The sequence below is a fragment of the Glaciihabitans sp. GrIS 2.15 genome (genome assembly GCF_035984695.1).
Classification (GTDB): domain Bacteria; phylum Actinomycetota; class Actinomycetes; order Actinomycetales; family Microbacteriaceae; genus Lacisediminihabitans.
In genome coordinates this window covers 1-11,946 of the sequence record NZ_JAXCHU010000002.1, presented here as the reverse complement: position 1 = coordinate 11,946, position 11,946 = coordinate 1, and the positions used below count along the sequence as shown (strand labels likewise).

General features: G+C 62.4%; 13 protein-coding genes. 10 read left to right on the top strand and 3 right to left on the bottom strand.

Features of this window, described 5'->3' with window-relative positions; all coding sequences use genetic code 11:
* Positions 1-157: 157 nt before the first annotated feature.
* Both RCH11_RS02485 and RCH11_RS02480 read right to left on the bottom strand, forming a co-directional pair.
* Positions 158-475: a hypothetical protein gene (locus RCH11_RS02485; protein ID WP_327055412.1), complete on the bottom strand. Its 318-nt coding sequence runs from the start codon at positions 473-475 to the stop codon at positions 158-160.
* A 452-nt stretch (positions 476-927) separates the two neighbouring features.
* Positions 928-1,446, bottom strand: a complete 519-nt coding sequence (locus RCH11_RS02480; protein ID WP_327055411.1) for a flavin reductase family protein — start codon at positions 1,444-1,446, stop codon at positions 928-930.
* 99 nt (positions 1,447-1,545) lie between these two features.
* Between RCH11_RS02480 and hisD the strand changes: the two genes are divergently transcribed.
* The 3 genes from hisD to RCH11_RS02465 are packed head-to-tail and all read left to right on the top strand — an operon-like array spanning position 1,546 to position 4,452.
* Entirely contained in the window at positions 1,546-2,856 is a 1,311-nt protein-coding gene (hisD, locus tag RCH11_RS02475; RefSeq protein WP_327055410.1) for a histidinol dehydrogenase, read from the top strand.
* A 43-nt stretch (positions 2,857-2,899) separates the two neighbouring features.
* A complete protein-coding gene (gene nrdR / locus RCH11_RS02470; RefSeq protein ID WP_327055409.1) occupies positions 2,900-3,373 on the top strand; it encodes a transcriptional regulator NrdR in 474 nt (157 codons plus the stop codon).
* Between the two features lie 50 nt (positions 3,374-3,423).
* Positions 3,424-4,452 (top strand): quinone-dependent dihydroorotate dehydrogenase, encoded by a 1,029-nt coding sequence (locus tag RCH11_RS02465; protein WP_327055408.1) that lies wholly within the window; start codon positions 3,424-3,426, stop codon positions 4,450-4,452.
* Positions 4,453-4,564: 112 nt separating this feature from the next.
* Here the strand turns inward: RCH11_RS02465 and RCH11_RS02460 are convergent, their stop codons facing one another.
* Positions 4,565-5,158: a DUF3043 domain-containing protein gene (locus RCH11_RS02460; protein WP_327055407.1), complete on the bottom strand. Its 594-nt coding sequence runs from the start codon at positions 5,156-5,158 to the stop codon at positions 4,565-4,567.
* 40 nt (positions 5,159-5,198) lie between these two features.
* Between RCH11_RS02460 and RCH11_RS02455 the strand changes: the two genes are divergently transcribed.
* The 7 genes from RCH11_RS02455 (at position 5,199) to RCH11_RS02425 (ending at position 11,846) form a co-directional block, all read left to right on the top strand.
* Complete coding sequence (locus RCH11_RS02455; RefSeq protein WP_327055406.1) at positions 5,199-6,608, top strand: dipeptidase; 1,410 nt, start codon at positions 5,199-5,201, stop codon at positions 6,606-6,608.
* Positions 6,609-6,690: 82 nt separating this feature from the next.
* On the top strand, positions 6,691-7,080 hold the full coding sequence (gene erpA / locus RCH11_RS02450; RefSeq protein WP_327055405.1) for an iron-sulfur cluster insertion protein ErpA: 390 nt from the start codon (positions 6,691-6,693) through the stop codon (positions 7,078-7,080).
* A gap of 234 nt (positions 7,081-7,314) precedes the next feature.
* Positions 7,315-8,199, top strand: coding sequence for an aa3-type cytochrome oxidase subunit II (gene ctaC / locus RCH11_RS02445; protein ID WP_442788999.1), 885 nt, complete (start codon positions 7,315-7,317; stop codon positions 8,197-8,199).
* Between the two features lie 10 nt (positions 8,200-8,209).
* On the top strand, positions 8,210-9,967 hold the full coding sequence (gene ctaD, locus RCH11_RS02440; RefSeq protein WP_327055403.1) for an aa3-type cytochrome oxidase subunit I: 1,758 nt from the start codon (positions 8,210-8,212) through the stop codon (positions 9,965-9,967).
* Between the two features lie 3 nt (positions 9,968-9,970).
* Complete coding sequence (locus RCH11_RS02435; protein ID WP_327055402.1) at positions 9,971-10,438, top strand: cytochrome c oxidase subunit 4; 468 nt, start codon at positions 9,971-9,973, stop codon at positions 10,436-10,438.
* Positions 10,407-10,871 carry a GNAT family N-acetyltransferase gene (locus RCH11_RS02430; RefSeq protein ID WP_327055401.1) on the top strand — a complete coding sequence of 155 codons (465 nt, stop codon included), beginning with the start codon at positions 10,407-10,409 and terminating at the stop codon, positions 10,869-10,871. The genes RCH11_RS02435 and RCH11_RS02430 overlap by 32 nt, the downstream gene beginning before the upstream one ends.
* A 591-nt stretch (positions 10,872-11,462) precedes the next feature.
* Entirely contained in the window at positions 11,463-11,846 is a 384-nt protein-coding gene (locus RCH11_RS02425) for a RidA family protein (protein ID WP_327055400.1), read from the top strand.
* Positions 11,847-11,946 lie beyond the last annotated feature (100 nt).

The following is an 11,946-nucleotide window of genomic DNA, read 5'->3' as shown; positions in this document are numbered from 1 at the left end:
CATTCCGGTACCAACAGGCGCGCGGAAGGCGTGTCAGATACCCGTGGAGAAAGTCCCGCCGCTGCCCGATCCCCGTGCGCCTCGGGTCCTTCTGCAGTTCCTTGTTGTGGCTCTCTGTGAGCGCTACCGATCCGCGTTCGAAATGCAGGACGCAAAGTTACTGGAGTGACGGATGGGGCACACCAACCACATCCGTCACGTCCCGTCCTGCATTTCGAACCGGCCGAGACAGGGCGCGGATGCCGCAGCGGAATCGAGCGGGCCGAGCGGGCCGGAGTCGAGCGGATGCCGGACCGGGATGAATAACTGCGCGGGGGTTGCGGCTCGATGTCGCGGGGGGATCGAAGCCGGCAGAGGGTGTCGTGGCATCCGTCTGCATGATCGTGGGCATGGTGAAGGGGAAATTGGCGCGACCGAAACAGACGGTCTTGGTCGCGCTCAGTGTCGATGGCGCGAAGCGGTCGGCGGGGTGCATCTCTTTGCCCGATCGCTCAGGTTGACGGTGTGGGGAAAGGTGTTGAATCCCGCGGAGTTGCAGTCGAAATCGTCGTGGTTGGCCGAGGCCGATCGCGGGCGCGTCATCGTGGACAGGGAATCTTTCAGTGGATCGGGAGGGAATCTTCCTGGTCACTTCGGGAACGTGGAACGGCGCGTCAGAACCGAAAGTCCCGGCGCCACCACACCCGTGTGCCGCTCCGATCCGTATGCGCTGCGGATCCGTGTACGAAATGCAGGAAGCAGTGTGACTGGAGTGACGCATGGGCCACACCAACCACATCTGTCACGTCACGTCCTGCATTTCGAACCGGCAGGACGCGGATGCCGGACCTGAGCCCGAGCCTGAGCCGGACCGGCGCCGGCCGACCGGCCGGCCCGAGCAGGCTGTCCTAGCCGACCGAGTCAATCGGACCAGCCAGACCGAGTCGATTAGACGACGTCGCCCGGCTTCAGGTAGGTGCGCTCGTGGTACAGCAGGGCGTCATCCGGCTCGCCGAGTGCTCCCTCTTCGATCTGCACCACGATCACGGCATTGTGTGCCACCGGGAAGCGTTCGACGATGCGCCCCACCATCCAGGAGGTGACTCCCTCGAGGATCGGCAGGCCGTGCGGGCCGGGCGCCCAGTGGTCGCCCGTAAAGCGCAGGTCGTGATCGCCGGACATCCGTTCGGCGAGGTGACGGGTTCGCGCGCCCATGGTCTGGATTGCCACCCAATCCGTTCCAGCGATGGCGGGCCAGGCGCTGGCGACCTTCGCCATGTTGAAAGTCGCGAGAGGAGGGACCGCAGCAAGCGAGGCGAGGGATGTCGCGGTGAACCCGACCGGCTTTCCCTCCGGGGTCAGCGCGGTGATCACCACCACTCCGGCGGCGTGCCGACGGAAGGCGTGCTTGAATGCCGCATTGCCGTCCGGTTCTCCCGAAGCGATCACGGGCGCTGTCTCATCCATACCGGTGTATCAATTTCCTGTCAGCAGTGATTATTCCTCTGGCGAGGCCGGCGGGCTCTCGCTCAGCACACAGAGTGTTTCCCCTAGGCTTACGTGGCCATGATCAAGACGATTGACCTTCGAGACCTCAAGCCTAGCCGCGCCGAACTCCTCGCCCTGGTTCCGCGATCGCTGACGGATGTCTCGGCTGCGACTGAGATCGCCCGGGAGCTCATCAGCGACGTGCGAGAGCGCGGTGAAGCTGCACTGCTCGACCAGGCCGAACGTCTCGACGGGGTGCGCCCGCCGCGCGTGCGGCTAGATGTCGCGGATGTCGCGGCCGCCGTCCGCGCTCTCAGCGTGCCGATTCGTGATGCGCTCGAGGAAGCGATCGCACGAGTGCGCGCAACCTCCGAAGCCCAGCTGCCCACGTCACGCATCACCACTTTCGGGCCGGGCGCAGAGGTGATCCAGCGCTGGAGCCCGGTCGCTCGTGCTGGCCTCTATGTGCCCGGTGGCAAGGCCGCTTATCTGTCGAGCGTGGTGATGAACGTCGTGCCAGCGCAGGTCGCCGGTGTTTCGTCGGTGGCGCTGGCCTCCCCGGCGCAACGGCAGTTCGACGGAAGCATCCACCCCGCCATCTTGGGAGCCGCCGGACTTCTCGGCATCGATGAGGTCTACGCGATGGGCGGTGCCGGTGCAATCGGTGCCTTCGCCTGGGGCGTGCCGGGGCTGAGCCTCGATCCAGTGCAGGTGATCACCGGACCCGGCAACGTTTACGTCGCGGCCGCCAAGCGAATCGTGCGCGGGCAGGTCGGAATCGACGCCGAAGCCGGTCCCACCGAGATCCTCGTGATCGCGGATGCCACGGCCGATCCCTTTCTCATCGCGACGGATCTCATCAGCCAAGCCGAACACGACGAACTCGCCGCCGCAGTGCTCGTCACCGACTCCGCGGACCTGGCCGACAGCGTGCAGGCTGAGCTCGCCCGGCTTGTAGTCCTCACCCCGCACAGCGCCCGCGTCGACATCTCGCTCCGAGGCATCCAGTCAGCCCTCGTGCTGGTCGATGACATGGCGGCGGCGGCGGCCTTCAGCAACGTCTACGGTCCAGAGCACCTCGAGATCCAGACCGCCGACCCGGGGGACGTGCTCGATCTCATCGAGAGTGCCGGAGCGATCTTCCTCGGCCCGCACTCTCCCGTGAGCCTCGGTGACTACCTGGCGGGCTCGAACCATGTGCTGCCGACCGGTGGGCAGGCACGGTTCACTCCGGGCCTGGGGGCGCACACCTTCCTCCGGCCACAGCAGGTCATTCGCTACGATCGCGATGCCCTCAAGGCGGTGGAAGACAAGGTCGTTGCGCTCGCCACCGCCGAAGACCTTCCCGCTCACGCGGCGGCGATAACCGCACGGTTCTCGGCGAACTAGGCTGCCGCTCGGATAAGGCTGCGCACGGTATCCTGACACCACCATGTTCTGCCCCTTCTGCAGGTATCCCGATTCACGCGTCATCGACTCGCGCACCAGCGACGACGGCATGTCCATCCGTCGCCGTCGCCAGTGTCCGGACTGCGGGCGGCGCTTCTCCACGACCGAGACAGCGAGTCTCAACGTCGTCAAGCGCAGCGGCGTAGTGCAGCCCTTCAGCCGCGAGAAGATCGTCTCCGGAGTGCGAAAGGCCTGCCAGGGACGACCGGTCACCGATACCGACCTCGCAATGCTCGCCCAGCGGGTGGAGGAGACGATCCGGGCGACGGGTGCCTCTCAGGTGGATGCAAACGACATCGGTCTTGCGATCCTGCCCCCGCTGCGCGAACTCGACGAGGTCGCCTACCTGCGCTTCGCCAGCGTGTACCAGGGCTTCGACTCACTCGAGGATTTCGAGGCCGCCATCACCCTGCTACGCGTTGAGCACGACGCGTCGGCAGAAGTCACCGAGAACTGAGAGCGCTGACGGGCCTGAGTGTGCTGGCGGGCCAGTAACCTGAAGGTGGCATGTATCGAATACTTTTCAGGCTGTTCCTCACCCGGCTCGAACCGGAGACCGCCCACCACCTCGCGTTCGACGTAATCCGCTGGCTCCCTCGCATCGGGGTCGGCGCCATCCTGCGCCGACTCAGCCGACCGGATCCGTCCCTCGCGGTCGACACCCTCGGCCTGCGGTTCGCCTCGCCATTTGGCGTCGCGGCCGGTTTCGACAAGGATGGCCGTGCCATCCGGGGACTCGGCCAGCTCGGATTCGGTCACGTCGAAGTCGGCACCATCACGGCAATCGCCCAGCCGGGTAATCCGAGCCCTCGGCTCTTCCGCCTCGTTGCGGACAGCGCAGTGATCAACCGCATGGGATTCAACAATCGGGGAGCGGCGGATGCTGCACCTCGGTTCGCTCGAGAGCTCGCCCGCGGCATCCGCCCCATCATCGGTGCGAACATTGGCAAGAGCCGCGCAGTCGAGGTGGATGACGCGATTGCCGACTATCTCGTGAGCGCACGCTTGCTCGCTCCGGTGAGCGACTATCTCGCCGTCAACGTGAGTTCCCCCAACACTCCCGGCCTTCGGGGACTGCAGGAGCTCGACAAGCTCACCCCGCTGCTCACCGCGGTGAACGACGCGGCGGCAGACACTCCCGTACTGGTGAAGATCGCCCCCGACCTCACCGACGACCAGGTGCGGCGCATCGCTGAACTCGCAGTGGAACTCGGGCTGGCGGGCATCATCGCCACCAACACGACCCTGTCACGAGAGGGCCTTGTGACGGATGCCGCGATCGTCGAGGCTGCCGGAGCCGGGGGCCTCTCCGGCGCTCCGCTCGCCGCGCGGTCGCTGGCCATCCTGCGCATCATCCGCGCCGCAGTTCCGGTGGACTTTTGCGTGATTTCCGTCGGGGGAGTCGACACTGCCGCCGACGTCGCCGAGCGACTGGCCGCCGGAGCAACCCTGGTGCAGGGCTACACGGCGTTCCTGTACCGCGGACCGCTGTGGGCACGCTCCGTCAACCGTGGCTTGGCGGAACTCCGCCGCTGACGATCTCCTTGGCGGGGGATACGTCCGCCCGTGGCGGGCTCAGGACCTCGCGGATGGGGTTACAACCCCCGCCGGGAGGTCGTGCACCCGCCGGGAGGATTGCGGGGCAGGACTAGGCCGGGAAGGCACCACGCTTCACCTGCGGCTTCGGTAGCCGCATCGGGCGCAACTGCAGGGTGCGCATGGCGGTGTACCAGCGGTTTCCCTTCTGCACTTTTTCTGCACCGAACTTCGCGGCCAATTTCCTCTGGATGAGCAGCCCTGCAATGATGCAATCGATCACGGCTATGAGGAAGAATCCCCACAGCACGAATATTGCGATGCTGCTCACCGCCGTGTTTCTTTCGAAAGCGAAGGTGAGGATGATCACCAGGAACATGACCGGGAGAATAGCCTCGCCGACACTCCACCGCGCATCCGTGTAATCCCGGATGTAGCGACGCTGCGCACCCTTGTCCCTGATCGGTAAGAATTTCTCGTCGCCATTCGCCATGCCGACTCTGGCCTTCTCGCGGGCCTCATTTATCCTGGCCCGGGATGCCTTGTTGCCGGCCTTGCGGTCACTGGAGACGAGCGGTCGCAGGTTTGCGGCTTCGCGCTCCTTGCGAGTCGGGGTTGCGCGACCTTTGCTGCTCGAGATGCTGTCGGTGTTGAGGTCGTACTCGGCCGCGGGGTCGGCCTTATTCGAACTATTGAGCTTAGCCACGAGGATTCCTACCGATCTATGTCTCGTTAAGATTACCTTCATGTCTTCTCCAGCACCCACACGTCCAGAACTCCTGCAGGCTCTTCGCGACTCGGTCGCAGGCGGCTTTCCCGTGGCTGTCGCCGACCTGTCGAGACTGGTACGCATTCCGTCGGTTTCCTGGGCGGCGTTCGATCCGCAGCATGTGAGCGACAGCGCGGATGCCGTAGCAGCCCTCGTCACCGGTCTCGGTGTCTTCGAGACGGTGCAGGTAGCCCGCGCTCCCATCGGCAGCGGCGCGGATGCCCCGCTCGGCCAGCCTGCCGTGCTCGCCACGCGCGCCGCTCGTAACGGTCGGCCGACCATCCTGCTCTATGCGCATCACGACGTGCAGCCGCCCGGAAAGGATGAGGACTGGGACTCCTCGCCGTTCGAGCCCACCGTTCGCGGCGACCGCCTGTACGGGCGCGGTGCCGCGGATGACAAGGCAGGGGTACTCGCCCACGTCGCCGCCATCCGCGCCTTCGTCGAGACCGTAGGGGAGGACTTCGACCTGGGACTCGCGCTCTTCATCGAGGGGGAGGAGGAGTTCGGCTCGCGATCGTTCACCAACTTCCTCACGGCGCATCAGGCGGAGCTCGCCGCGGACGTGATTGTTGTCGCCGACTCCGATAACTGGAACATCACCACTCCTGCCCTTACCGTTGGCCTTCGCGGCAATGTCACTTTCCGCCTCACCGTGACCACCCTTGAGCATGCGTCGCACTCGGGCATGTTCGGCGGAGCGGTTCCGGATGCGATGCTCGCCACCATCCGTCTTCTCGCGACTCTGCACGGACTCGACGGCTCGGTTGCTGTCGAAGGACTGGTCTCGCGGGACGCCGAGACCCCGGACCACACGGAGGAGCAACTTCGCCGCGAAGCCGCACTTTTGCCCGGAGTAACTCCGATCGGCACGGGCACCATCCTCAGCCGCATCTGGTCGAAGCCGGCCATCACCGTCACGGGCATCGATGCTCCGAGCGTGGCCAACGCATCAAACACCCTGGCTCCGTCCATCAGCGTCAAGATCAGCGCTCGCATCGCTCCCGGCCAGCAGGGCACCGAAGCGTTCGCCGCACTCGAGACTCACCTCCGCGCCCACGCGCCCTTCGGCGCCCGGATCGAAATCGACGACGTCGACACCGGCAATGGCTTCCTCGTCGACACGAGTGGCTGGGCCGTGGCCGAGGCGAAGACGTCGATGACGGATGCCTGGGGTGCGGACGCTGTTGAGATGGGAGTTGGTGGTTCCATTCCGTTTATCGCGGATCTCGTCGAGCTGTTCCCCGCTGCGCAGATCCTCGTGACTGGCGTCGAGGATCCGGATTCCCGCGCGCACAGCCCCAACGAATCCCTGCACCTCGGTGTGTTCAAGCGCGCCATCCTCACCGAGGCCGTTCTGCTCGCTCGTCTCAATGAACGCGTCTGACCCATGGCAGGAGTCACGGGAACAATCCGCAGCCTTCGGTGCTTAGACTTCTTAGGAGCACTTGTAAACCTAAGGAGTTGCCATGACCGACACCACGCTGACTAACGCCACGGTGACTGACGCCACGTCGACCGAGACCTCTGCCGCCCACGGTGTCGGTCTCACCGACACTGCAGCAACCAAGGTGCGCAGCCTCTACGAGCAGGAGGGTCGCGACGACCTCCGACTGCGCGTCGCAGTACAGCCCGGCGGATGCTCCGGACTGATCTACCAGCTCTACTTCGATGAGCGACTGCTTGACGGCGATGCCACCGTCGACTTCGACGGTGTTGAGGTCGTAGTAGACAAGATGAGCGTGCCATACCTCGATGGGGCGACCATCGACTTCGAAGACACCATCCAGAAGCAGGGCTTCACCATCGACAATCCCAACGCCTCGGGAAGTTGCGCCTGTGGAGACAGCTTCCACTAGGGCGTCGCTAGCAGGCGTGGTGCGCGAGCTAACAGCAAGTTCCCACGCGACGCCAAGAGACGGGAATCGCCACTGGCGGTTCCCGTTTTTGCCGCTCCCTTTCAGGGAACTAACCGTTTCGGTTGCCATTCCGGTCGGGGAGCGCGCGTCCTGCGGAGTAGGCTCGAATTACCAAATAAATTGGGGTTCGAACCAAAAGTCGTCCCCAAGTCCGTGTCATCCGAGAGGTTCCAGGTGCGCTCCAACCGCCGTCTTCGATGGGCAGTAGCTCCAATCGCTGTCACGCTCGTCGTCATTCTGGCCGGCTGCAGCCAGCAGCAGCTCCGGGGTTTCCTTCCGGCGGGTTCCGAGGGCGCGACTAAACACACCGATGGAATCACCGGCCTCTGGGTCACCTCGTGGATAGTGCTGCTCGCAGTGGGAATCATCACTTGGGGACTCATCATTTGGGCGGCGATCGTCTATCGTCGCCGCAAGGGCCAGACCGGTCTGCCGGTGCAACTTCGCTACAACCTGCCGATCGAGATCTTTTATACGATCGTCCCGCTGATCCTTGTGCTCGGCTTCTTTGCTTTCACCGCTAAAGAGCAGAATTCGATCGAGCACGTGGTGAAAAACCCCGACGTCAAAGTCGAGGTCTATGGCAAGCGCTGGGCCTGGGACTTCAACTATCCCGGAGTCGGACCGGGCAACAACGGGGTCAACTCCCCAGGGATTCAGGCACAGCAGATTCAGAACGGCGACGGCAGTGTCGATCGTGCCAAAATCCCTACCCTGTATCTGCCGATCAACAAGAGTGTGCAGATCAAGATCGAGAGCCGGGATGTGATCCACTCGTTCTGGGTGATCGACTTCCTGTATAAGAAAGACAACATCCCCGGCAAGAACAACTACGAGTACGTCACGCCGACCAAGCTCGGAACCTTTCAAGGAAAGTGTGCTGAGCTGTGCGGGGACTACCACTCCGTCATGCTGTTTCAGGTAAAGGTCGTCACCCAACCGGAGTTCGACACCTACATCCAGAGCCTCGCTGACAAGGGCCAGACCGGCATTCTCGGCCCCGAGTACAACACAAACACCAACCTGCCGAGCAACAAAGTACCGCAAGCCAAGAACTAGGGCGATCACCATGAGCACAGCGACAATTTCTGCACCACCGTCCACCGGGGCACCCACCACCGCGGGCCAATTCACCACCTCGAGTGTTGGCCCCAAGGGGAACGTGCTGGTCGGCTGGATTACCACCACAGATCATAAGAAGATTGGGTACCTCTACCTGATCACCTCGTTCCTGTACTTCCTTCTCGGCGGAGTGATGGCGCTTGTCATTCGGGCCCAGCTGTTCGAGCCTGGCCTTCAGATCGTGGGGACCAAGGATCAGTACAACCAGCTGTTCACGATGCACGGCACGATCATGTTGCTTATGTTCGCCACGCCGCTGTTCGCAGGCTTCGTAAACTTCCTGATGCCGATTCAGATCGGAGCTCCGGACGTCGCATTCCCGCGCCTGAACGCTTACGCATACTGGCTTTACAGCTTCGGGTCATTGATCGCTGTCGCCGGATTCCTCACCCCGCAGGGTGCAGCCTCGTTCGGGTGGTTCGCTTACGTCCCGTTGTCAACCACGACCTTCTCCCCGTCTCTCGGGGGAAATCTCTGGGTCTTTGGCTTGGCGCTGAGCGGGTTCGGCACCATTCTCGGTGCGGTCAACTTCATCACAACCATCGTCACGATGCGTGCTCCCGGAATGACCATGTTCCGCATGCCGATCTTCGTCTGGAATTCGCTCGTCACATCGATCCTGATCCTGATGGCTTTCCCGGTGCTCGCCGCTGCGCTGTTCGCGTTGGGATCGGACCGAGTATTCGGCTCCCACCTCTATAACGTTGAGGCTGGTGGAGCCATTCTCTGGCAGCATCTGTTCTGGTTCTTCGGACATCCGGAGGTCTACATCATTGCGCTGCCGTTCTTCGGAATTATCTCCGAGGTGATCCCCGTCTTCAGTCGCAAGCCAATTTTCGGCTACAAAACGCTGGTCTATGCAACCATCACGATCGCGGCACTGTCCGTCACGGTATGGGCCCATCACATGTATGTCACCGGATCGGTGCTTCTTCCGTTCTTCTCCCTCATGTCGATGCTCATTGCGGTTCCTACCGGAGTGAAGATCTTCAACTGGGTCGGCACGATGTGGCGTGGGTCGATAACCTTTGAGACGCCGATGCTGTGGGCGATCGGATTCCTCATCACCTTCGTATTCGGGGGGCTTACCGGGGTCATCCTCGCGTCACCGCCGCTCGATTTCCATGTCTCCGATAGTTACTTTGTCGTGGCGCATTTTCACTATGTTGTCTTCGGCACGGTCGTCTTCGCAATGTTCAGTGGGTTCTACTTCTGGTGGCCCAAGTGGACGGGCAAAATGCTCAACGAGCGGCTCGGCAAGATTCACTTTTGGCTTCTGTTCATCGGTTTCCATATGACCTTCCTTGTGCAGCATTGGCTCGGGGTCATGGGGATGCCCCGTCGCTATGCCAGCTATCAGCCGCAGGACGGTTTTACCTGGATGAATCAGCTCTCTACAGTCGGCGCTATGATCCTCGGTGTCTCGATGCTGCCGTTCATCTTCAACGTCTACGTCACGGCTCGGACGGCACCGCGTGTAACGGTCAACGACCCGTGGGGCTACGGGCGGTCACTCGAGTGGGCGACATCCTGCCCGCCACCGCGGCATAATTTCACCTCGATCCCGCGGATCCGTTCCGAGTCGCCGGCTTTCGACCTGAACCATCCTGAGGCCGGGATTCCGGTCGGGATCGGCGGCTTGGGCGCATACAAGGACGCTCCGCAGGCCGCGACCTACGATGTTGCGGACGGACAGGTCAAATAGAGCATGAATGCCCAAGCTCGAATATTCTGGATCCTCTCTGCTTTTTTTGTCATCGTTGATATCGCCTACGTCACCTGGAGCATCGCCCAGCACAACAACGGATATGTCACCCAGCTCGCCGGGACCGAAGGCAGGGGGCAGGGATCCCCGGTCGAATGGGCGGGTACCGTCACAATCGGGCTTTCGGCAATCCTCTCGGCGTTTGTCGGCTTCTACCTTGGCCGCACGAGCAAGTCAGTCGGGGGAGTGCTTCCCGAGGATCGACTGGATGCAAATATTGATGACGGCGATTCGGAGCAGGGGTTTTTCAGTCCTTGGAGTTGGTGGCCGATCCTGCTCGCAGCCGGGGGCGCTCTCCTGTTCATGGGAATCGCAATCGGTATCTGGATTGCCTTCTTCGGTGCTGCCCTTACGATCATCAGTCTCGTAGGGTGGGTTTATGAGTACTACCGCGGAAATTTTGCCCGTTAGCTCCACAAGCGTGCGACTGGCGGTTCCGGCCGATGTCGATGCTGTGTTTGCTCTTGTCGCGCAGCTCGGCATAGGTGAGAAACCCAATCGTGATTCTTTCACCGAGGCGTTCGCTCATGCCGTACAGCCGAGCCGAGAGCACGTCCTTCTTGTGGCTGATCTCGACGGTGTCGTGTCGGGTTACGCCTATACAACGATCGAGCGATTGCTCTATACGAATGGTGACTCTGCGCAGATCCAAGAGCTCGCCGTAAACACGCCGGCCAGGGATCGTGGCCTCGGCAGCCTGCTCGTTTCGGCCATCGAAGAGGAATGCCGCTCGCGCGGCGTGCGTCAGCTCACGGTGGCGAGCAGCCATGCGGCGCGGTTTTACGAGCGCCTCGACTATCGTTCAACCTCCGACTTCCTGAAGAAGAGCTTCGTCAGCGACTGACCTGTTTCGGGCTGCTTGACCGGGCGGTGAGGTCTGGGGTTTCCTGCCTCCTCGTGTCCATAGCGGATTTCGGAACGGAGGGGATCTGCCGCGAAAGCCCGGCACGCAAAGCGCGGAAGCAAACGGCGATTACCGCCCGGGCAGAGGAAAAGAAATGGATAGGCCCGCGAAGCTGTCCGCTGGTTAAGCAGACCAAATTGCAGGAGTCATGGGAGGACTCCGCATCTCAGTCGATGACGGCGATCACGGCCATTGGAGTTAACAGCCCGGGGCGTCGTCGGAGCGAGAGAGCAACACGTGAACCATGTCGGTCTCCGCAAGCTCCGCTCCCGCTGCGTGGAGGATCGATTGGCAATTCAGCAGAGACTGACGTGCCTGCTCCAGAAGCGCCGGCCGGCGAACTGACCCGTTTACATATCCACGTCCATCGTCCCGCCGACGCAGACCGTATTACCTGCCCTCACCGCCTGGCTGTAACGCGGGTCGTATTCGGGGGCTTCGGGAAGAGAAATACCTTGCTTGGTCAGTGAGGGGCTCCTTTGTTGTCCCGAAGCGAGTCGACTTGTCCAAGGCGAGCGATAGAGTCTGCGCATGACGAAGCAGATCATCTCAACGCCGAACGCACCGACCTCGTCGCTTTACAGCCAAGGAATCAGGGTCGGTTCGACGATTTACGTTTCCGGGATGATCGGCATCGACCAAACGACCACCGAGTTGGCGGGCCCGACAATCCAGGAACAAACCCGGCAAGCTGTGCGCAACTGCGTAGCGGTCCTCGAAGCAGGAGGCGGCATCCGCGACGATATCGTGCAGATCACAGTCCTTCTCACCAACCCCGGCGACTTCACGGGGATGAACGAGGCATACGCTGACGAATTTCCCACCGAGCAACCCACACGGGCGGTCGCCAAACTGGGCGTCGAACTGCCAGGTGTGCTCGTCTCGATCATGATGACCGCGCAGCTCAGCGACTAGGCCGCTCTTAGCCTCGATCCACCGACCGACTCGGGGTGGCTGCCTGATTTCGATTTAGGTGGGATTGTTGGTCGCGGGCAGGACTGAGCGTCGGGCCTCG